This is a genomic window from Enterococcus sp. BSD2780061688st2 D3 (genome assembly GCF_005844145.1).
GTDB classification, from domain to species: Bacteria; Bacillota; Bacilli; order Lactobacillales; family Enterococcaceae; genus Enterococcus_B; species Enterococcus_B durans.
Genome location: NZ_SPHN01000010.1, coordinates 35,292 through 57,763, shown reverse-complemented (window position 1 = coordinate 57,763; position 22,472 = coordinate 35,292). Strand labels below are relative to the sequence as shown.

Sequence of the window (22,472 nt, the reverse complement as noted above, 5' to 3'; positions counted from 1 at the left end):
GAATAGAACGAAATCTATCAGTGTAAATAATTATAGAGGTGTCACATGCGAAAAGAAGTTATCAAAGCCAATCGAATTGTTATTAAAGTCGGAACAAGTACGTTGATCTATCCTAATGGGACAATCAATCTAGCTGCCATCGATCAACTTGCATTTGTTCTATCTGATCTGCACAATCGTGGAAAAGAGGTCGTCTTAGTCTCTTCTGGTGCTGTAGGTGTCGGGATGCATAAAATGAATCGCTCGACTCGCCCTGCTACCATTCCTGAACAACAAGCCATAGCGGCAATCGGTCAAGCTGAATTAATGAACATCTACAATCAGCGTTTTACTGTCTACAATCAGCAAACTGCCCAAATCTTAGTTACTAGAGATGTGATCGATTTTCCGGAAAGCAGAAAGAATGTTGTAAATACGTTGGAGCAGTTATTAGCGATGGGCACGATCCCGATCGTTAATGAGAATGATACTGTAGCCGTCGATGAATTAGATCACTTAACAAAATTCGGCGACAACGACCAATTGTCTGCCATTGTTACAAAACTGATCAATGCGGACTTATTGATCGTCTTATCCGATATCGATGGCTTTTATTCAGATAATCCGACAGTCAATCCCAATGCTAAAATGTACCAAACTGTTACGGCAATCGATAATACACTAATGGAACAAGCCGGTGGTGCAGGTTCGACCTTTGGAACTGGCGGCATGCATAGTAAATTAAAAGCCGCCCTACGTATTTTTGAAGCACAAAGCACGATGATCTTGGCAAATGGAAAAGATCCTAAGATCATTTTTGACCTATTAGCTGGAAAAGAAATTGGCACACTATTTAAGGAGGAACAGTCATGACTGATTTAAACCAACTTGGAAAAGATGCAAAGAAAAGTGCCCATACACTCGCATTGATGAGTACTGAGCAAAAAAATTCTCTATTGAAACAAATGGCGTTGACGATCAAAAAAAATCAAGGCGCACTGTTAGAAGCCAACCAGAAAGATTTAGCACAAGCTGAAGAAAATGGCATCAACGAAACGATGCTAGATCGCTTACGTCTAACACCGGAACGAATCCATGCAATGGCAGAAGAAATGAACAAAGTCGCCCAATTAGATGATCCTATTGGAAAAGTAGATCAAATGTGGACCAATGCTGATGGTCTCTTGATTGGGAAAAAACGAGTGCCACTTGGTGTCATCGGGATCATCTATGAATCCCGACCAAACGTCACTACTGATGCAGCCAGCTTGGGTTTTAAATCAGGAAATGCGGTCATCCTACGTGGTGGAAAAGAAGCCTTCTCCTCAAATCAGTTGTTGGTTCAATTACTGCAACAAACATTAGTGAGCGCTGGACAATCCCCTTATGCCATCCAATTTGTTGATGACACGTCACATGAAACAGCAGAACAATTGATGAAATTAACCGACTACTTGGATGTTTTGATTCCTCGTGGTGGTGCAAATTTGATCCGTCGCGTCAAAGAACAAGCAACAGTACCGATTATTGAAACAGGCACAGGAAACAACCATGTCTATATCGATAAGGATGCCCAATTGTCTATGGCGGTTGAGATCATTGTCAACGCCAAGGCCTCTCGTCCTTCGGTATGCAATGCAGCAGAAACCTTACTGATCCATTCAGAAATTGCACCTTTCTTTTTACCAGTCATTGAAAAAGAACTCGTTGAACATGGCGTTTCCCTGCGCGCAGATGCTCGGGCTATGGACTACCTAGAAACCGCTACGCTAGCAGAAGAAAGTGATTGGGATACCGAATATCTGGATTATATTTTAGCAATAAAAGTGGTTGATTCCTTAGATGATGCAATCACACATATCAATCAGCATAATACGAAGCATTCTGAAGCCATCGTCACAGACAGTTACCAAGCCAGCCAACGCTTTTTAAATGAAGTTGACGCCGCCGCTGTCTATGTCAATGCCTCTACTCGCTTCACAGATGGCGCTGTCTTCGGCTTTGGTGCAGAAATCGGCATTTCCACACAGAAACTACATGCGCGTGGCCCAATGGGGTTGAATGAATTGACTTCCACCAAATATGTCATTTATGGAGATGGTCAAATCCGTTAAATTGTTTCACACGAAACATTTACGTGCTTCAAAATAAACTATGCTAAATCTTCTTTTTAGTATGTATGTTGAAAATTTTATTTAGAAAGGTCCCACTATGTTTGAAATTCTAAAAATTTTCTTTGTTTATATCGTTTCCTTGAATCTCTCTGCTTTTTTAGGTGTTGGCCTTTTAGCTCTTTTTTTCCAGTTTAAAAAAAGAAGCTTGCGAAATGCGCAAGCAAAGTGGAGTAATTATCTGCAACGAATTGGTCCAAAAGGAATGGTTCGGCGCTTATACCTCAGTTATATGATTGCTTTAAGTGCCCTAGCTATACTCAATTACACTTTTGCTTTTAACCAATCGATTGCTTATACGATCACTTTACTGATTGCAGGTATCTTCCATCTTTCGTATAAATACCAATTAAATAAGAGTAACCTTACCAATCGATTCAAATAATGGATACAAACAGTAAGAAAATCAGTCATTTTATCAATTAAGAAAAGAGATAGAGACAAAAGTCGGTTAGATTTGAGAAATTGAAGAAAAAATGAGGTTGGGACAGAAGTGTTTAACTCCGAGAAATAAGAAGAAATTCACGAAAATTGCTTTTCAAATTTTTGTGAATTTCGGCTTATTTCCGAAGGAGTTGCTTCTGCTCCCACCGTTTATTCGTTTTTAAAGAATGAGACAAAAGTGTTTCTTACTTTTGTCCCACACTCGTTTTTTTTGAAATTTCCAAAGATTTCCCCTTGAAACAAAACACTTCTGTTCTAGTTCTAGCTTCTCTTACAGTCTTCTCAAAAATATTCTTTACCCAATATTCTTAGCATATTTTTTACAATCTATTATTAATAACTTTCACCTTCATGGTCCAAAATAGCAAAACCATCAAATGCTTCCCCATCGTAATAGCGCAAAAGTTCATCCATTGACAAATTCATCGTTTTTTCTTTTTCTTCTTCCACTTCAGCAAGCAATTGTTCACGATAGGCTTGGTATAATTTCGCCAATTTCTGCTGCATCACTTTTCTCGACTCGCCAGTTGCGTTAAGTGTAGGTAGTTCTTTTAGATAGCCTTGATACACAGGACGGCCATCTACCAATTCAATAGGAAGCTCAATATACGTTAGGCCAACTTCTTTAAAATACTCTTCTAACATGTTTTCCCCTCCCTTTCTCCCTTGGATTGTATCTCATAACTGCTCGACTTTCCAGTAAAGTAAAAAAAGACCTTGCCTTTTTTGCGTATTTACGCAAAAAGCAAGATCCTATCAAACTTATTCTTCCCCTTCACTTGTGACAAAATAGTTGCGATGATAAATGATACACACTACGCTGATCACCACAATGATTGCCGCAAAATAAAACGCATAACTTTCTCCCATTTTTTCACCAATCTCACCGGCAATAAACGGAGCCAGTGCCCCACCAAAGAAACGGACAAAGCTATAACTTGAAGAAGCAACGTTTCGTTGCAACCCAGGTATTTCCATTGCAATCGTTGTTAGCAATGTATTGATGATCCCTTGGAAAAAACCAGAAAGAACAATACTGATTGGTACAAGTACTTGGAACGATGCGCCTGCTCCCAATAATGCCAAACAAATGATGAAGAAAATAAAAGCAACTAAAATCGTGCGGTAAGTCGTGAATTTTTTTTCTAGTGCTGGTGCAACGAAAATAGAAGCAATCGCTAATAACACACCCCAGCCAAAGAAAACAAAACCGACTTCTAATTCGCTATAGCCTACCAATAAGAAAGGTGCATAAGCCAATAACGTAAAAAATCCAAAATTGTATAATAAAGCAATCAAACCAACGGAGCGTAACTTATGGTTGCTTAATGCTTTCACGCCTTCCCAAAAGCCAACTTTTGTTTTTGGCTTTTCAGCTTCTGGTAAAAGAAATGCTAGTGCAATAAATCCTAAAAACATCAAAGTTGCTACTCCATAAAATGGATAACGCCATGAACCACTTCCTAAAATACCACCAACTAAGGGACCGACTGCCATTCCGCAACCCAAAGCAGCTTCATACATCATGATCGCTTTTTCTGTATTCCCCACCAAGATACTAACAATCGTTGCTAGTGCGGTTGAAACAAATAATGCATTTCCGACACCCCAACCGGCACGCAAGCCAATCAACGTATTGATATTATTAGATAATCCACCAAGTCCAGCAAATATAACAATGATAAATAATCCTGCCATCAATGTTTTTTTCAAACCGATACGACTTGATAAAAAGCCTGTAAATAGCATAATTACTCCAGTAACAAGCATATAACTAGTAAATAATAACGTCGTTTGAGCAGGTGTTGCATCTAATTGTGCAGCTATTGTCTTCAAGATTGGATCGACCAGACCGACCCCCATAAATGAAATCATGCATGTAGCAGCTACGACAAGTGCCGAATTTTTTCCTTTTATTTGTTCACTTATTTCTAATTGATTCTCCAAGTTTCCCATTCCTTTCTTTCTATATAGCATCATACATGATTTATTTTACATGTCAATATGCACATGTAAACTTAAGAAGAAAGAATGTGCTATAATAAAAAGAAATCAGTCAGGAGGTATCGTATGAATACTTTAGCCTATATCTTATTGTGCGTTCTTTTGTCTAAACCTCGATCAGGTTATGAATTGAAACAACTTATTACGATTTTTTGGGAAGCTCACCACAGCCAGATCTATACTACCTTGGCAAAATTAGACCAGAAAGGGTATATCACTGTTCTAGAAATTGAAGAACATTCCCAAAAAAAGATTTATACGCTAACCGATGAAGGACGTTCTTTAGTAGAAGAATGGATCAAAGAAGAAACTCCTGCTCCTACGCAAAAAGACGAATTTCTAGCCAAAATCTACGCCTTCTCAACCTTAGATAAAACAACAGCAACTGGATTGCTTTTTACACGTGAACAGCAATTGAACAAAATCATGCAAAAAAACCAAGCAAAATTGGTCGATCTTTCGATTGATAAACGAGAAGAATTTGGTCGTTATGTCGTAATCCAGCGTCGAATCTTACTTTGCCAACAAGAACTTGAATGGTGCCAACAAGTACGAGAAATGATGCAAACCTTTTTCGATTAAATAAAAAAAGCCCCTCACTATTGAAACGCCCCCGCAAGTTAGAAGTCCAACTTAGAGAGCCGCTCCAATGAAGAGTCGGCTTTTTTTACATCTATTGAATCATTACATACCTTTTGTTAATTTTGGATTTTACTTAATACACTTCTAGAAATTGGACCAACGATCAGTAATTGCAAAGGCAATGCAGCAATCACATTCATTTTCCAAGCATTTAAATATGAAGAAAGTAATTGATCTGGAATACCTTGTTCAAGGATGATACCAAATAAAGACATGCAAGTAACCATTCCTAAGACCATTAGACAAGAAATCGTCACGATCATCTGAAACTTGCTTTCTGGATTAACAGGTAGCTTGAAAGCTATTTTTTTTGCAATAACTCCAATGATAAACACATCTAAAATGAAGGCAACAACGAATCCAGGTACTAGACCGATTAAAAGACTAGAAAATTGCAAGTCTCCATGAAGCCATAGATTGTACACACTCATTCCTAATACCATCAAGAAACACATCATTGTTGTAAAAATTATTCCTTCTTTTTTGTTTGTAGGCAAATATACCACTCCTTTATTTTTGTCACGAAGGTCATCGTAGCACATTTAAAACTTTTGTGTAAGTATTTTTTTTCAAATAAAAAAAGAAAGCCCTTTTACGACTTATGCTTCATCTACCTGTCAGTCTACTGACCTGATAATAAAGAAATCAATCGAAAAGGGTCTTCTTTTTATTTAGTTAGTGAAACAAGCGGACTAATACCCGTAAAAACCTATTCCTTCATATTTCCAACCTAATGGCGTAAGGAAATCTCTTTCAGAAGCGCTTAGAGTATAGTGATGTGTTCCAGTTTTTTCATTTGGATTAAACAGGCGATAAATCGGTTTGGACCCCCCAGAATAGAAGCTCAATCCTTCATAACGCCAGCCCAATGGTTTTAGAAAGTTGATTTCTGATTGTGCCATTGTATAGTGATGGTCTCCGCTATAAGGGTTATACATCCGATAAACCGGTTGGCCACTATTCGGTGCTTGCCAAGCAATCCCTTCATATTTCCAGCCCACTTTTGGCAAATAATCTTTTTCTCCAGCATTCAATGTATACAAATGTTCACCTGTATGTCTATTGTAGAGGCGATACATTGGGGAAGTTGACACCTTCGCTGTATCATATTGGGTCAAATTATAGGTTTCGATGACACTATTCAATGTGGACCCATAATTTGGCGCAGTCGCATAACGACCAGTCAACCAAGCTGTTGCATCTTTGTATGATTTGGTATTACTTTTCCAAGCACCAGAGTAGTAATATACACCAGATTGGAAAGAAGTCGTTTTTAATACTTTGGCATTGTCTTGCAATGACTCCTTATAGGAAGGATATTTTCTAAATGCTGCATTGACAGTGATCCACTGCCCATTTACATATTCAGAAGTTGGCATCGTGACAGATTGCCCTTGGTAATTCCCTTTGATCCCAAATAAGTTATAGTTTGGAGCTGCGGACAGTGTGCTTTTCCCCCAACCACTTTCTACAATCGCTTGGGCGATCATAACTGATGCATATAAATCATTTTCATTCGCTAGACTTTGAGCGGAAGAAGCAATGCTATCGATAAATGCTTGCTGCGAAGTGTTGGCAACTCGAGCTGACCGCGCCATCACACCATTTGTAAATTCAGATAAATCTGCTTGGTGCGTATGTGTGATCGTTTGTCCATCCGTCAATTGATTTGTGATTTCTTCTGCTGTTTCTGGATTTTCGTTTGTTGGTGTTTCACTTGCTGCTGTTTCATTTGTTGCCATTTCATTTGTAGCGGAAGTATCCGTTACTGTATCTGTTGTACTTACAGCCTCCGTTGTTTGTGTTAGAACACTAGCACTTGTTTCGGTTGTTTGTACTTCATTCATTTGATTGACTTCAGTAGTCTCAGAGGTTGATGATCCGATTTCTTCTGCTAGAACGGTTGCATTGGTGACAACTAGGCTCCCTAAAATAATCGTACTTAGTAGAAAACTTCTAAATTTCATGACACTCTCCTTATTGATTCTTTTTATTATCTGAATGTTGTATAGTCTAAATGTTGAATTTTATGGTTAAAATAGTAACTATTCTAAAAAAATTCTCATAAATCCTACACATTAATCAGTATACATGAAATAAAGAAAAAATGGTTACGTTTACTTCAAAAAAAAGAAGAAAGAGGAAAAGCCTCACTTTCTTCTTTGATCTGTGAACAAACATCAACCGCATCACTAGTAGCAGAAAAATTTCTCGAACATCTAAAAAAGCATCCCAATCAACGCTCTCTAAATCAGGTTTTCGACAGACTCTCGAATAAACAGCGGGAGCAGAAGCAACTCCTTCGGAAATAAACGGCGTCCAAAAGCCAGTTTTTTTCGGGAATTTCAAAAAAAAAGGTCGAGACAAAAGTAAGAAACACTTTTGTCTCGACCTCCTACGCCATCTGGAACACTTTTCTTATTGGGTTACTTCATTAACTCTCTTAAGCCTTCTTCTAAAGAAATCAACGGTTTTTCTAATGCTTTTTCAAAATCATCAGACACAACATTTAGTTGGCCATTTTTGATATCCTCTTGGATAGCTGCAAACATTTGTGCCGCTGTTTCAGGATAGCCTGCTTCTTCCAAGTGTTTCATAAATCCCTGATTGTCAGTTTGAATGATTTCAATCGGTTGATCTACCACTTGTTTCAACGTTTGACCTAGTTCTTCATAAGTGACTGGTTTTCCTGATAATTCTAGTACTTCTGGAAATGCAGAACCTGCTACTGCTTTAGCCGCCACTTCTGCGTATTCGCGTTTGAGCGCCCATCCTGTTTTTCCGTCACCTGCAGCATAAACAAAACGACCTGTCTTTAAAGCAAGTTCGATAATTGGCCATTCATTTTCTAAATACCAGTTATTCCGCAAAAAAGTATGGGGAATACCAGAATCTTTGATCACTTTCTCTGTAAATTGATGATCGGGAGCTAAGATACTAGTTGAATGATCTGCATCTGCAAAGCTAGTATACGCAATATAAGAGACACCACTTTCTTTCGCAGCCTTCACTACATTCTCATGTTCCTCTTGACGATTCCCCGGTGCACCAGAAACAAAAAGCAAACGATCGATTCCTGTCAATGCCTTCTTCATCGACGAAAGATCAGAATAATCACCAATTCGAACATTCAACCCTTCATTTTTTAACCCTGCTCCTTTTTCTTCACTCCGAGCAAGCACATAGATTTCTTCATTTGGAACAAGCTCTTTCAAATAATTTACAGCGTATTTCCCAAAACCACCAGTTGCTCCTGTTACTAAATAAGTCATATTGACCACTCCTTTGATTGTCTAACTATTTCTTAAATTTCTAACCTGTACATTTATAAGTTACACCATTATCTTAAAGAGTATGCTAAGATAAGTCAAGAGAAAAACTACCAGGAGGTATTCCTATGAAATATTCTTTACAATTCAGTGATGCAATCCATATTTTAGCCTACATTGAAATCTTCCAAGACAGCAATCTATTATCAAGTGAAATGATTGCCAAAAGTATCGAAACTAGCGCAGCAAATGTCCGAAAAATCATGAGCAAACTAAAAAAATCTGGACTGATTATTACTCAAAATGGCAAAGCAGCTCCTTCTTTAGCAAGAAAACCAGAAAAAATCACGCTACTTGATGTGTATCAAAGCATTGAAGGCAACACAAACTTGATCCAAGTCGACCCAAAAACCAACCCAAATTGTGTGGTGGGCGCCAATATCCAAGAAGCTTTGACAGAAAGCTATTCTCGATTACAAGAAAAAGTGGAACGAGAAATGGAACAAATGACTTTAGCAGAGTTGATCCATAAAATTGCTGTACTAGAAAATGAGCATCGCCCAGAAAATCAAGAAATCATTGAAAAATTTTTGTAGGTTAAATTCTCGACAAAGTTCTTATTCATTTTCTATTAAATAACAATAGTATTATGAAAAAAATACTGTTTTACTTTCTATTATCCGTTAAACTTATTAAGTAAAAAAGTTTTAAGGAGGAATTTACTTTGAAAGATTGGCAAAGTTATTTTTTAGAAAAGACATTAGACTTAGGTTACTCTTATTTTTTAGAAAAGCGTGTCCTTGAGTTTACGATTGAAAAACAACAAATGACCGCTAAAATCACGGATGATACAGAGAAAAATGCCATGATTCTTTTAGATGATACACATCAGATCTTACACACAACCTGTGATTGCCTGTGCCCATCTGTAAAACAATGTCCCCACTTAGTTGCGCTCTTATTCGAATATGAAACGCATTTTCCCAAAGAATGCGAGCGAGAGATAGCACAATCGATCACTCATGCAGATGACACGCAGATCCAAAGTTTTTTGACTATTGTTTTACAAGAGAATCTGCGGTTGGCGCAACGCTTTTACCGGCATATTTCACTAGATGGATCAGCAGCGCCTGCTCATTCCGACACAATTATCACGACTCATAAAAATAACATTGATGGCGATACCCATTCTGAAAGAATTGACGTATCCATAACAGAGATGATCCTCTTTACAGAGTTACAAGTGAAACGTTCAATTAAACAGAAGAAAATTTTACATGGTTTTGAAATAGTCAATGCAGTCATTAAAATAATCGACTTTTCAGAAATTTGTTATTCTGCTCAAGCAATTGATCACTTGCTGACCCATTGTTATACCTCTTTAAAAATACTGTTCCGTTATGCTACAGCAAGAGAAGAAGAAGAGTTGATCCAAAGACTTACCGCTCAAGCAGGCGATCCACAACGAATCTATTCTAATTTATACATACATAAACTCTTGAATGAGAAAATAGGCAGTCATTCAGAAGATACGGGTTACGCTAGTAATACCCAGAAAAAAAAGAATCCAGCAACCCCAAAACGGTTTCTTTCAGTGAAACAGATGGAAATGCTGAATTATTCGGCCAATCAGATCCACTATGCGGTCAAAGAAAACTGGTCTTCTCCTACTGCACGTTCGCAATATGTGGACTATCTCAAAAAAAAGAAGGCGTATGCTGAAGCTGTCACTGTATTGAAAGCAAGCATCGAAATGGATAATCATTCTCCAGATTTGGTTTTACTACATCGTTATTCCCTAAAACGACTTTACCAAAAATTAGGCAACATACAGGAATACGCAAATCAAATCTATCGCTTATTGATTGAAAATAGTGTAGTAGATATGAATTTGATCCATCAATTGAAAAAAGTTTGTACACCCGAAGAATGGGAAAAACGTAGTACCGACTTATTCGAAAAATTACGAAACCATGTCGGTGTGGGCTTATTCTATTCACAAGAAAAGCGCTATGATTTACTGCTGGATTATGTACTTAAAGCACCTGGACTAGAAGATGCGAGCCATTATTTCATTTATTTGAAAAAGCATGCACCAGATGCCCTTTTACAGAAATATGAATATGAACTGCGAAAGATGGCCCAGCCAACCGGTACTCGAACGCATTATCACAAAATTGCTCGATTAATCACAGAAATGGCTAGCTTACCAAATAGTATCGTTTCCGCTCAACTCTTGATCAAAGAATTAAAGGAAAAGTATCCTCGACGAAAAGCCCTACTTGAAGAATTAAAATTAGTTGAAAAGAAACTATAACGAGGAATGACTACCTGCTCATATCATCTGGCGGTGGCTTGTCCCCTTTTTAGTACCACTTACTTTTAAGGTGACAGGTCATCTTCGGTATCTTTTTTATAACGATCGTTTTTATAGGGAGACCATTTAAAAAAATTCATTTGTTAAACTTTTTGTTTCACTATATACTTATAGACAATCCTGTTATATTACCTATATCTCCTGGATAAGGAAAGGAATTTTTATGATTTCAAGCAAATATACCATTCGTGAAAGTAACCAAGCGAACATTCTTAAAGCCATCATCGACAAACAAGAAGTCTTTAGAGCTGAGTTAGCTGCTACCACTGGTTTGAACAAAGCTTCTGTTTCAGACATCACCAAAAAATTGTTGGCTGATCAACTAATCATTCAAACTCGTATTGGGAATGCCTCAATCTCTGGTGGCAGAAAGCCGATCATGTTGACATTCAATCGAAAAGTTGCCACTGCTCTTTCTTTTGATGTCGGCTATGACTATCTAGAGGGGATGTTGTCTTATATTGATGGCACGCCGATTGCTACGGTCGAAAAAGAGAGAATCTCTGTTGATTCGACAAACGTAGTTGCACTTTTGCAAACAGCGATTGCTGACTTGATGACACATAACCCATCCACGCCGTATGATATCGTAGGTGTGACGATTGGCATCCACGGGGTCATCTTGGATGAACAAGCAATTTTTACCCCTTATTATGATTTAGACACGATTGATTTGAAACAGCAATTGATGGATCACTACTCATTCCCGGTTTTTATCCATAACGAAGCGAATCTAGCTGCTTTAGGTGAATATACTTTTTCTTCTCCCTTACAAAATTTGATCAGTATCAGTAGCCATAGTGGCATTGGTTGCGGCATTGTGGAAGACGGGATTTTAAAAATCGGTAAACATGGCAAGTCTGGAGAGATCGGCCACACGATTTTGTATCCCAACGGCATCCCTTGTCCCTGTGGCAATCATGGTTGTTTAGAACAATATGCTTCAAACAAAGCCATCTATGAAGAATTTGCGCACAAAAAAAACCTTGAATATGCGAATTCAGACATCATTGCGACTTATGCGAATCAAGCAGATCCTGATGCACTTCATTTAATAAAAAAAAATGCGGAATTGTTAAGTATTGGTATCAATAATATCAGTATGATCTATGATCCTGATATCATCGTGGTCAACAGTCCCCTCTACCGTAAATTGCCGATAATGATCGACTATATCAATAACGCCCTAAGCAGTCGCTTTACAAAAGAAATCATTGTTCGAAATACACTTCTCGGGGAAAAAGCAATTCTCTTCGGCGGCGTAGCTGTCATTGCTCAACACTTCTTGAACATCCGCAAATTAAAATTTAAAGAATGTGGGACAAATCTAAAAATCAGTTTTGCTACAGACTCTCGAATAAACAGCGGGAGCAGAAGCAACTCCTTCGGAAATAAGCCGAAATTCAAAAAAATTTGAAAAGCAATTTTCGCTAATTTATTCTTATTTCTCGGAGTTAAACACTTCTATCCCAGCCTCTCTCAAATAAACGGCGTCCAAAAGTCAGGTTTTTCGGAAATTGAAAAAAAACGAGCAATACAAAAAGCGTATTGTTCGTTTTTTTTCAATTTCTCAGACCTAAACGACTTTTGTTCGACCTCTTTTTTCGAATATACAGCGTAAAGACAATTCCTTTTAAAATAAGCCTAGATCCAAACAAATAACTTTTTTGTCCTTCCTTTTCCACGGATTGTTCTGAGTGGATCCTTTATCGTTTTTTCAGATAAAAGAAGAAGTCCGATTGATTTTTTCCAAATAACTTGTCACTTCACGTAGCAACTGAAGTTTACGGAAATGACTGATTTTATTTTTTCTAGTAAACACTTGATAATGATTCTTTCTAATAGCCTCCAGCTGCTCCCGATAAATAAACGCTGCAGCTGTTAGTGCCAGCTGACAATCTTTGTGGATCAATGGTAGCATTTCAAAGGATTGCCTATACCGTTCTTCTGCTTGCACAGCCAGAGATTCCCATAAAGCAATAAAAGCTGGTGTAGCTGTTTTATTTTTCAACATTTCTTCTGTTACTTGAAATTTTTCCATCTCTTCTTTTGGTAAATATACTCTGCCCATTTGGTAATCTTCCCCTACATCACGCAAAATATTGGTCAGCTGCATCGCCTCACCTAATTTTTTTGCTGGTTCAGCTATTTTAGTTGCTTGGTCCGTCAACAATGGCAGCAACATTAGCCCCACGCTTCCAGCTACATAGTAACAATAGTCCTCAAGTGCCTTCATATCCTTTGGTTGTGTAAATGATATATCTTTTCATTGACCATTGAGCATGTCGTAAAAGGGTGCTAAATCCATCGGAAAATTTGCAAACACCACAGCTAATGCACGCCAGATAGGAGTATTGGGTACTTTTCCTGCTTCAAAATCGGTTAATTGCTGTTCTAATTGATCCAACCCTTCAACATTTCCTTCCAAGTCAATAAGATCATCTGCTTGGCGGCAAAAAGCATAGATAGCATAAACACTTTGTGCCTTTCTTTTTGGCAGTTGAGAAAAAGCAGTATAGAATGATTTGGAATGTTGTTTGATGACTGCTTCACAGTAAGTAAAATCCGCTTGATAGACCTCAAATAATCGTTCATTGTCGCCTGTCATCTTTCAGCACCTCCTCTACCGCTAGCTTCGCACTTTGCATCACGATCGGTACACCTGCGCCTGGATGGGTACTGCTTCCACAGAAATATAAATTTTTTGCCGCAGAAAACTTGTTATGCGGACGGTAGTAGTTACTTTGTTTCAATGTCGGCTTCAATCCAAAGGTTGCACCATTGTATGCATTGAACTGTTTTTCAAAATCCTTTGGTGTCATATACGTTTCCGAGACGATGTGCGCTTCGATATCTTTGAAGAGTGTCTTCTCTTTGATTAACGTCAAGACCTTTTGCCGATACTCTTGAACGATCTCATCTGACCAATCCTCATACATCGATAACTCCGGAACAGGGACCAATACATATAGCCCTTCCTGTCCTTCAGGGGCAAGTGTTTGATCCATCAATGATGGACGATACAAATAAAAGGATGGGTCCTCCGGCAACTTACCGATCTCAAATAGATCATCCACATTTTGCTTAAAATCATCGGCAAAATAAATACTATGCAGTTGCTCTTCCGGATAGCGTTTATCTAACCCTAAGTACATCAAAAAGCAGGAACAAGAATACTCCATGCTCTCGATTTTTTTATTCGTATATTTTCCTCTTTTGCGTTCATCTGGAATCAGTTCTTGCATCGCATAAGGGAAATCAGCACCGCAAACAATCGCATCAGCTGTAACTTGTTTTTTTCCAATACGAACTCCTTTAGCTACTTTGTTTTCGATGATCAGTTCATCGACAGGCGTTCCATATTCTATTTTCCCGCCTAATTCTACAAATAACTTAGCCAAAGAAGTCGCTAACGTGTACATGCCACCTTCAATAAAATACACACCATAAAATAACTCGATCATTGGAATGATCGTATATAATGATGGTCCTTGGTAAGGAGAAACACCAATATATAATGTTTGAAATGCCAGTGATTTTCTTAATCGTTCATCTTTCACGAATTTTGAAATAGATGAATATGCATCACTGAATGTGCGCAAGCGAATCCCTGCCCACAATGATTTAGGATTATAAAAATCCCAGAATCCGCGAAAAGACTTGGTTATAAAAGCTTCTTTGGCAATCGTATAACGTTTGTAGATATCGGCTAAAAAAGCCATATATCCTTGAGCATCTTCTGATGATATGTCTTCTAACGTTCGCATTAACTCAGTTAAATCATTGGAAAATTCAAGAGGACGCTCCTTGTTGAAATATAATTTGAGCATCGGATCAACTTTTTTCATTGGGATATAGTCATCAGGGTCTTTTCCACAAAATTCAAAAACTTCACGATAGATTTCGGGCATCATCACGATAGTTGGTCCTAAATCAAAAGTAAAGCCATCTTTTTTGATTTGGTTCATTTTCCCACCAGGCTGACTTTCTTTTTCGTACAGTGTTACTGCATAACCTAATTTTTGTAACCGAACTGCGGCACTTAGACCGGCGACTCCTGCGCCTATTACGAGAATCTTTTTCATGGGATCACCTACATCTCTTTCTTTATCACTCGATCAATTTTAGGATATCATTAAATTTATCAAGCGATAAACTAATACGCTCAAAAATCTGTTTTATTGAATAAACACTTTTAAGTAATCCAAGAATTATAAAAAGATCTACGTATTTTCTTAGGATATCGGTATATTCATAAAAACGTATAGATGAAATTGAAGCAACTTTTGAGGAGAAAGAACATTACCTAAAAACCAACTCAATAACAAAAAAAGTGTAAACAAACTCGAGACAGCCATCGGTAGCTGAGCTTGTTTACACGTTTTTTATTGTTTGTCCTGACGGAAAAAATTCCAGCTGATACAATCATTGATAGAGGTCGAGACAAAAGTCGTTTAGGTTTAATAAATTGGTGAGGAAAACCTGACTTTTGGACGCCGTTTATTTGAGAGAGGCTGGGATAGAAGTGTTTAACTCCGAGAAATAAGAAGAAATTAGCGAAAATTGTTTTTCAAATTTTTGTGAATTTCGGCTTATTTCCGAAGGAGTTACTTCTGCTCCCGCCGTTTATTCGAGAGTCTGTAGCAAACCTGATTTTTAGATTTGTCCCACATTCAGTTGAAATTTTCTGTCTTCATTAGTAATTTTACGCCATACTTGAATAGTTTACTCCATCATTTTTTTGGGGGTACGACCGTTGCATTTTATTATGAGAGAGTTCGCTCATTGTTTATAGCATCGATTTATATAATGCACTGATTTCGTCCACTGTAGCATCTCGTGGATTTCCTGGTGTACATACATCGCGTAAAGCATCTTCAGAAACCTTTGATACATCGGCTTCTTTCATGCCAATCTCAGTCAGACTTTGTGGGATCCCTACATCAATACCAAGTTGTTTCACTGCTTGGACTGCTGCATCACGAACTTCTGACAATGACATATCAGCCGCACCTTCTACGCCCATGGCAACGGCAATATCGCGATATTTTTCACCAGTATATTCTTTATTGAAGTCCATTATCAATGGCAAGAGCGTTGCACAAGCCACTCCATGAGGCGTATTGTACCAAGCGGATAATGGATGAGCCATTCCATGAACCAAGCCTAGCCCAACATTGGAAAAGCCCATACCGGCAATGTATTGCCCCAATGCCATTTTTTCTCGTGCTTCTTGATTCCCTGCAACAGAATCGCGTAAAGCATGGCTGATGATTTCGATTGCTTTGATATGGAGCATATCCGTCATTTCCCAAGCACCTTTTGTAATGTAGCCTTCAATTGCATGGGTTAAAGCATCCATACCTGTCGAAGCGCACAAACCTTTTGGCATACCCATCATCATATCGCTATCTACAAACGCAGCTACAGGAATATCACGTGGATCAACACAAACAAATTTACGTTGATTAGCTTTATCTGTGATCACGTAATTAATCGTTACTTCGGCAGCAGTTCCTGAAGTCGTCGGTACTGCTAAAATCGGTAATGCTGGATTTTTAGTATCTGCCACTCCTTCCAGACTAATCACATCTGAAAACTCAGGATTGGTTGTAATGATTCCGATTGCTTTTGCTGTATCGATAGGCGAGCCGCCCCCAATTGCTACGATATAATCTGCTCCAGCTGTTTGGCAGGCTTTGACTCCAGCTTTAACATCTTCAATCGAAGGATTTGGTACAATACCATCAAAAATGTCGTAACTTAATCCTGCCTCATCTAAAATTGCTGTAACCTTCGTTGCCACTTCAAATTTCAATAGGTCTTTATCTGTGACCACTAAAGCTTTTTTGAATCCCCGTTTTTTCGCTTCATTTGCGACTTCTTTGATCGCACCTTTACCAAAATAAGATGTTTCGTTCAGAATCATCCGATTGACTGTCATAATATTCTCTCCTTTTCGTATGCCATTTCACAAATAATTCCTATACTAGAATGGCTGCCACGACTTCTGTTTGTAATTTTTACCCTAAACTAATATTTTGTTTACCACTCAACACTGTTTGACTTTTTAAACCTGAATTTTTACTATCTCCTTGTGTCGCATTCACTTTCAACGATTGTACCTTTTTTCACATAAAGAGGTAAAGAGCGTGGGACAAAACTAAAAATCAGTTTTGCCACAGACTCTAACTCCCAATAAACGGTGGGAGCAGAAGCAACTCCTTCGGAAATAAGCCGAAATTCTCGGAGTTAAACACTTCTGTCCCAACCTCTTATAATTCAAATACTTGTTCCAGATCGACCGCTACTGGTGAGTTATCTGGATTCGTGTCCATGACATCTTCCATATAATCCCACCATTTTCGATTAATTTCTGTGTCCGCTGTCTGCGCCCATTTTTCCTCATCTTCAATTTCCAAATAACCAAAAAGAAAATCAGTTTCAGGATCCAAGAAAATAGAATAGCTTATCGCACCATGTTCTTTTAGCATTTCCCGCATTTCAGGCCATAAATCATTGTGCCGCTTCGCATATTCTTCTTTCAATCCAGGATAAAGTTTCATTCGAACCGCTTTTTTTATCATGCATTCTTCACTCCAGCTTCAAAAAATTCTGGATTTGGAGTAATGCCAAATTGGTTAGCTAAAGCAATAAAGTTTTCATCACTAATCGTTTGACGAACACCACCTTGTGCTTGCACATAGGTATAGACTTGCGCTGCTTTTTCAGCAGTTTCAATCAAACCAAATGTTTCATCCATCGTACGACCAGCTCCGTAAACACCATGGAATGACCACAATACTAAACGTGCTTGTTTCATCTTTTCTGCCGTTGCTTCCCCAATTTCATTAGAACCTGGAATCAACCATGGCAATACTTGAACGCCTTCAGGGAAAACAACCATACACTCTGTACACATTTCCCAAAGTGTTCGTGTAATTGCTTTAGAAGTCAACTCATGACTGAAGGTCATTGCTAATAAGTGACTTGCATGACAATGCATGACGATACGATTTTCTGGATCAACTTCTAGACGAGCAATATGGCTCATCAAATGAGCTGGTAATTCACTTGTAGGTACGCCACCGTCTGTATAGCCCCAAAGTAGATCCACACTTTGACCGTCGTCAGCTACTCGTAAGACCCCTAGATTATTCGCTGGATCTTGTGCTACATTTTTAAAATATTTACCTGAACCAGTTACGATAAAGTAATCGCCTTTAAGGGCTGATCCATCAAAATCCATTGGAATATTTCGTATTACCTTTTTAGTATCCAAGTACTCGCTAACATCTGCTTCATCCAATAAATAGGACACATTGCCGCCATTTCTTTCATCCCAACCCAGACGGTAGAGATTGCTAGTAACATCGACCATTTCTTTGACAAAAGGTGCTTCTAAAATATTTTTCACGATTAATTCCCCCAAATGTTTATCTATCAAGGCGGGGACAAACTCCCCGCCAATTCATGCTTGTCATTATTTGTTACGTAGTGCTAAGACATCTTTTTCATAATTCTTGACTTCTTCATACCAATCCATACCGACAGGAACATTGTTTAATGCACAGAAGTAGTTCCATACATCTGCATACGGAAAGTCTTTTAATTCTTCTGTCAAGACTATTCGTTTCGTATAATCACAATCTAATTCAATCGCTTTTAAGTCTTCAGTTGGTTCTAACATTGCTTTTAATAAAGCTTTTTGAGTATTACGTGTACCCACGACCCAAGCAGCGATCCGGTTGATAGTTGCATCAAAGAAATCTAAGCCAATGTTTGTTTTTCCTAAAAGATCATTACGAACGAGTTCTTTTCCGATTTCTTGCAATTCATCATCCATGATCACAACATGGTCAGAGTCCCAACGAACTGGACGAGAGACATGCAACATGATTCCTTTAGAGAATAGTGCCAATGAGCTCAATTTGTTTGAGATCACTTCAGTTGGATGGAAATGACCGGCATCTAAACAGATCAATTTGTTACGTGTTAGCCCATAACCCATGTAGAATTCATGAGAACCAACAGTATAAGCTTCTGCACCTAGTCCAAATAGTTTGCTTTCAACAGCTTCTTGGGTATATTCTTCATTCAAATCCTCTGTAAAGATTTCATCTAGTGATTCCATCATACGTTTACGTGGAGTGTAACGATCAATTGGATTATCTTTCATACCATCTGGCATCCAGAAATTATTGATACATGTTTGGCCAGTTTCTTTTCCTAGATATTCAGCTACTTTACGGCTGCGTTTACCATGTTCGATCCAAAAGTCGCGGACTTCTTTATCTGGATGTGCCAGAGTCATTCCATCTTTCATCATTGGGTGAGAGAAGAAGGTTGGGTTGAAGTCTAAACCAACACCTTGTTCATTCGCCCAACTAGCCCATTTTGCAAAATGTTTTGGTTCGATTTCATCTAAGTCTACTGGTTCATCTGTATCTAAATAAATGGCATGTAAGTTTAATTTATGGCTTCCTGGAATCAATGAAAAAGCTTTTTCAACATCTTGTCGTAATTGATCTGGCGTATGGGCAGCACCAGGATAATTACCTGTCGACATGATCCCACCAGTTAGTTCACCATCCGGATTCAAGAATCCTTTGACATCATCTCCTTGCCAGCAATGCATTGAGATTTTTAAATCTTGCAATTTTTTCAGTGCAGCTTCTGTGTCAACCCCAATTTCTGCATAACGAGCTTTTGCGTCTTGATAACGTTCTTCTACTGTTTTTGTCATTTTATTTCTGCTCCCTTATCTTTTAAATTTATTCAATAAAACGCTGATTCTTCGTTTTTATACAAATGATTTTGTTAATGCGTGGTATTTCTCAATGGCAAGTTGATTTGCTATATGCGGTTGGAATTGTTTTAATGGGAAAGATTTTTTTATTCCTTCGCGACCTTCCGCCAACGTTCCAAAACCTTTTGTCGCAACCATTTGAACGATGATATTACCGATTGCTGTTGCTTCTCCAGGTCCTGCTAAAACAGGGATTCCACAAGCATCTGCGGTTAATTGATTCAAGAAATCATTGTTTGAGCCTCCACCCACAATGTGTAGCTGTGTGATCGTGCGCCCCGTGATTTTCTCCAATTTTTCAAGTTCTACCGCATAACACAGTGCCAAACTATCATAAATACATCGTGCCAGTTCCCCAGGCGTTTCGGGTATCTTTTGATTCATTTCCCGACAGTAACCTTGGATCTCCGTAATCATATTTTTAGGATTCATAAAACGCGGATCATTGACATCGATCAATGTAACAAATGCTTCTTCCTGGCTTGCCAGCTCTGCTAACTCAGGGTACGAATACTGATAATCCAGCATTCTAGATGCTTCTTGAATCAGCCACATCCCCATAATATTTTTCAAGAAACGGATAGTTCCTTGAACTCCCCACTCATTGGTGAAGTTTGCCTCAAATGCTTCCGAAGTTGCGATACCTTCGTTGATTTCCACGCCCATTAATGACCATGTACCTGAGCTGATGTATGCCCAATTTTCTCCCTTTCCCGGTGTGCCTACCACTGCTGAAGCTGTATCGTGAGAGGCAATTGTAATGAATGTAGCATCTGGAAGATCATAAGTCGGGAATTTTTCTTTTTGTATCTTTCCTAAGATTGTTCCCGGTTCCACTAAATTCGGAAATAATTCTTTGGAGACATCGATTGCGTTCAATACATCTTCATCAAGTTGTCGTGTTTGCAAATTCATCAGTTGCATCGTGGAAGCGTTCGTCTTTTCCAACACTGCCTGTCCAGTCAAGACATAGCCTAAATAATCAGGCATCAACACTAACTGTTTGGCATGCGCCAATTTTTCACGATTTTCTTTGAATAATTGGAAAACTGTATTGAATGGTTGTAGTTGAATACCTGTCTTTTGATACAGCATTTGTAGTGAAAAATGTTCATCAAATTCTGCTATAGCCTGTTCTGTTCGGTTGTCACGATAACTAACAGGTTGACTTATTGCCTCTCCTTGCTCATCAAGCAAGCAGTAATCAACGCCCCAAGTATCAATACCTACATAGCATTTTTCAACACCACGCTTCTTCACTTTTTCTAAACCAATCAAAATCTCTTCAATCAAGTGATCTGCATCCCAGTAATCTGTACCATTACTATCAGCAAACCCATTTTTGAAACGATGAATCTCTTCTAATGAAATTTTGTTGAATGGATTTTTTTCTGAGAGCATCAAACGTCCACTTGATGCACCAATATCTACTGCTATATATGTGTCTGTCATTTCGTTACCTCTTGTCCATGGGGCAGATGTGTTGTTGCTTCAACGCTGTCGCCATATCGTTCTTCCGTAATTTGTTCTAATGTTTTACCTTGTGTTTTCGGTGTCCAAACCGTCCCAATCACTAGCGATACGATCAGTAAGCCGATCATAGCTGTTCCAGCAATGGTGAAACCTAAACTTGCTAAGATCATTGGGAAAATGATTGACCAAACACCGCAACTTCCGCGAACTAAGAAAAACATGATTCCTTGTGCGCCACCGCGGAATTTAGTAGGAAATAACTCTGATGCCCACAAAGCATAGAATGCTTGTGCACCGATCCCTGCAGAGATACCCCAGAGGACAACAAATGCGCCTAATCCTGCCCAAGACATCCCGACGAATGTCAAAATGACCCATGAGAGAACCGCCATTAAAGCGCCTACAAAATAAAACTTACGTTGATTTACTTTGTCTCCCAGTTTCGCAAAGCCAAAATAAGAAGCAAGCGATGTCAATATCCAAAGTACTGCCTGTAGCATATTTGCTTGTGAATTCGTCAAACCACCAACTGTTTCATATACAAACGGCATGAAAAATCCCATCGCTCCTGCTACTAAGTTCCAAAATAGGTACACACCTACTAAAAACATGATTGATTTTCTGTTCACAACATTTGAAAAAAGCTCTTTGTATGGATGCGCCTTTTCCGCTGTCGCTGCTTGGCGTGCATTTTCTTCTTCCCAATCTTTTGATTCTTCCAATTGTCGTTGTAAAACCCAAGCAATTATGGCAACAACAACCAGTGAAACAAACAATAAACGACTACCAAATAATCCCAAAGGTGCTAAAATTACTCCTAGTGTGAAAATAATTACTGGCCCTAATGACCATGCTAATTGAGAAATTCCAATATTATGTGCTCGAGATTCAGGGTGTGCCATTTCAGCAATATATGACCACGATGCCGGAACTCCTGCACCAACAGACAACCCCATAATCAAAAATCCTGCCAACAGCATTGGAAAATTCATTGCAAAGATAATAAACAGGGCGCCAACTATATAAATCAATAAGTTGTAGGTGTAGATGAATTTACGTCCATACTTATCAGATAACCGTCCACCAATCAATGCACCAATCGCCGCACCAAAAGCGTTCGCACTCAAGGCTCCCAACAATCCAACAGAAAAACTACTTAAACCAAAATGCTCCGTCCATAAGGTCAATCCGCTTGCACCTGCTACGATACAACCAGAATCCAAATAGTTCGTTAAAGAAACCGCAATGGTCTCTTTTCTTCCTCCACCGCTTTGACCACTCATAGTTCATTCGCTCCTTAAATT

At 38.6% G+C, this 22,472-nt stretch carries 19 protein-coding genes and 2 pseudogenes; 8 read left to right on the top strand and 13 right to left on the bottom strand.

Translation table 11 applies throughout. The features are described from left to right. Positions 1-45: 45 nt before the first annotated feature. The 3 genes from proB to FGQ66_RS09365 all read left to right on the top strand — a co-directional run bounded on the left by proB (position 46) and on the right by FGQ66_RS09365 (position 2,535). Entirely contained in the window at positions 46-852 is an 807-nt protein-coding gene (gene proB, locus FGQ66_RS09375; protein WP_005876906.1) for a glutamate 5-kinase, read from the top strand. After that, positions 849-2,093, top strand: coding sequence for a glutamate-5-semialdehyde dehydrogenase (locus tag FGQ66_RS09370; protein ID WP_081135686.1), 1,245 nt, complete (start codon positions 849-851; stop codon positions 2,091-2,093). The genes proB and FGQ66_RS09370 overlap by 4 nt, the downstream gene beginning before the upstream one ends. 97 nt (positions 2,094-2,190) lie before the next feature. After that, positions 2,191-2,535 (top strand): hypothetical protein, encoded by a 345-nt coding sequence (locus FGQ66_RS09365; RefSeq protein ID WP_005876910.1) that lies wholly within the window; start codon positions 2,191-2,193, stop codon positions 2,533-2,535. A gap of 392 nt (positions 2,536-2,927) precedes the next feature. Here FGQ66_RS09365 and FGQ66_RS09360 read toward each other — a convergent pair whose 3' ends face one another. Continuing rightward, the gene (locus FGQ66_RS09360) at positions 2,928-3,239 is read right to left on the bottom strand and encodes a hypothetical protein (protein ID WP_138302265.1); all 312 of its coding nucleotides are present in this window, start codon (positions 3,237-3,239) and stop codon (positions 2,928-2,930) included. A gap of 117 nt (positions 3,240-3,356) precedes the next feature. After that, entirely contained in the window at positions 3,357-4,550 is a 1,194-nt protein-coding gene (locus FGQ66_RS09355) for an MFS transporter (RefSeq protein WP_138302264.1), read from the bottom strand. A gap of 114 nt (positions 4,551-4,664) precedes the next feature. On the opposite strand from FGQ66_RS09355, the gene FGQ66_RS09350 reads away from it, so the two are divergent. After that, the gene (locus tag FGQ66_RS09350; protein WP_115234868.1) at positions 4,665-5,180 is read left to right on the top strand and encodes a PadR family transcriptional regulator; all 516 of its coding nucleotides are present in this window, start codon (positions 4,665-4,667) and stop codon (positions 5,178-5,180) included. Positions 5,181-5,296: 116 nt separating this feature from the next. Here the strand turns inward: FGQ66_RS09350 and FGQ66_RS09345 are convergent, their stop codons facing one another. The 3 genes from FGQ66_RS09345 to FGQ66_RS09335 form a co-directional block, all read right to left on the bottom strand. Beyond that, complete coding sequence (locus FGQ66_RS09345; RefSeq protein WP_005876920.1) at positions 5,297-5,737, bottom strand: DUF2798 domain-containing protein; 441 nt, start codon at positions 5,735-5,737, stop codon at positions 5,297-5,299. Between the two features lie 195 nt (positions 5,738-5,932). Next, positions 5,933-7,207 carry a glycoside hydrolase family 73 protein gene (locus FGQ66_RS09340; protein WP_113846366.1) on the bottom strand — a complete coding sequence of 425 codons (1,275 nt, stop codon included), beginning with the start codon at positions 7,205-7,207 and terminating at the stop codon, positions 5,933-5,935. 459 nt (positions 7,208-7,666) lie between these two features. After that, the gene (locus FGQ66_RS09335) at positions 7,667-8,512 is read right to left on the bottom strand and encodes an SDR family oxidoreductase (protein ID WP_095443651.1); all 846 of its coding nucleotides are present in this window, start codon (positions 8,510-8,512) and stop codon (positions 7,667-7,669) included. Positions 8,513-8,637: 125 nt separating this feature from the next. Between FGQ66_RS09335 and FGQ66_RS09330 the strand changes: the two genes are divergently transcribed. From FGQ66_RS09330 to FGQ66_RS09320, 3 genes are all read left to right on the top strand, one after another. Further along, the gene (locus FGQ66_RS09330; protein WP_081135275.1) at positions 8,638-9,105 is read left to right on the top strand and encodes an Rrf2 family transcriptional regulator; all 468 of its coding nucleotides are present in this window, start codon (positions 8,638-8,640) and stop codon (positions 9,103-9,105) included. A gap of 128 nt (positions 9,106-9,233) precedes the next feature. Then, positions 9,234-10,826 carry a hypothetical protein gene (locus tag FGQ66_RS09325; protein ID WP_113846369.1) on the top strand — a complete coding sequence of 531 codons (1,593 nt, stop codon included), beginning with the start codon at positions 9,234-9,236 and terminating at the stop codon, positions 10,824-10,826. 223 nt (positions 10,827-11,049) lie between these two features. Continuing rightward, on the top strand, positions 11,050-12,303 hold the full coding sequence (locus FGQ66_RS09320) for an ROK family transcriptional regulator (RefSeq protein WP_113846370.1): 1,254 nt from the start codon (positions 11,050-11,052) through the stop codon (positions 12,301-12,303). A 300-nt stretch (positions 12,304-12,603) separates the two neighbouring features. Here FGQ66_RS09320 and FGQ66_RS09315 read toward each other — a convergent pair. Together FGQ66_RS09315 and FGQ66_RS09310 are read right to left on the bottom strand one after the other, a co-directional pair. Continuing rightward, positions 12,604-13,494 (bottom strand): annotated as a pseudogene (locus FGQ66_RS09315) (phytoene/squalene synthase family protein). Next, positions 13,478-14,971 (bottom strand): phytoene desaturase family protein, encoded by a 1,494-nt coding sequence (locus tag FGQ66_RS09310; protein ID WP_113846372.1) that lies wholly within the window; start codon positions 14,969-14,971, stop codon positions 13,478-13,480. The pseudogene FGQ66_RS09315 and the gene FGQ66_RS09310 overlap by 17 nt, the downstream one beginning before the upstream one ends. Before the next feature lie 438 nt (positions 14,972-15,409). On the opposite strand from FGQ66_RS09310, the pseudogene FGQ66_RS15695 reads away from it, so the two are divergent. Then, a pseudogene (locus FGQ66_RS15695) lies at positions 15,410-15,520 on the top strand (DUF3788 family protein); the annotation flags it as partial. Positions 15,521-15,675: 155 nt separating this feature from the next. Here FGQ66_RS15695 and fucO read toward each other — a convergent pair. From fucO to FGQ66_RS09275, 6 genes are all read right to left on the bottom strand, one after another. Further along, positions 15,676-16,830, bottom strand: coding sequence for a lactaldehyde reductase (fucO, locus tag FGQ66_RS09300; RefSeq protein WP_113846373.1), 1,155 nt, complete (start codon positions 16,828-16,830; stop codon positions 15,676-15,678). A gap of 331 nt (positions 16,831-17,161) precedes the next feature. After that, positions 17,162-17,473 carry an L-rhamnose mutarotase gene (gene rhaM, locus FGQ66_RS09295; RefSeq protein ID WP_113846374.1) on the bottom strand — a complete coding sequence of 104 codons (312 nt, stop codon included), beginning with the start codon at positions 17,471-17,473 and terminating at the stop codon, positions 17,162-17,164. Further along, positions 17,470-18,303 carry a rhamnulose-1-phosphate aldolase gene (gene rhaD, locus FGQ66_RS09290; protein WP_113846375.1) on the bottom strand — a complete coding sequence of 278 codons (834 nt, stop codon included), beginning with the start codon at positions 18,301-18,303 and terminating at the stop codon, positions 17,470-17,472. The genes rhaM and rhaD overlap by 4 nt, the downstream gene beginning before the upstream one ends. A 66-nt stretch (positions 18,304-18,369) precedes the next feature. After that, positions 18,370-19,632: an L-rhamnose isomerase gene (gene rhaA / locus FGQ66_RS09285; RefSeq protein ID WP_113846376.1), complete on the bottom strand. Its 1,263-nt coding sequence runs from the start codon at positions 19,630-19,632 to the stop codon at positions 18,370-18,372. Between the two features lie 57 nt (positions 19,633-19,689). Next, complete coding sequence (gene rhaB, locus FGQ66_RS09280) at positions 19,690-21,147, bottom strand: rhamnulokinase (RefSeq protein WP_138302263.1); 1,458 nt, start codon at positions 21,145-21,147, stop codon at positions 19,690-19,692. Continuing rightward, entirely contained in the window at positions 21,144-22,451 is a 1,308-nt protein-coding gene (locus FGQ66_RS09275) for an MFS transporter (protein WP_113846378.1), read from the bottom strand. The genes rhaB and FGQ66_RS09275 overlap by 4 nt, the downstream gene beginning before the upstream one ends. Between the last annotated feature and the right edge of the window lie 21 nt (positions 22,452-22,472).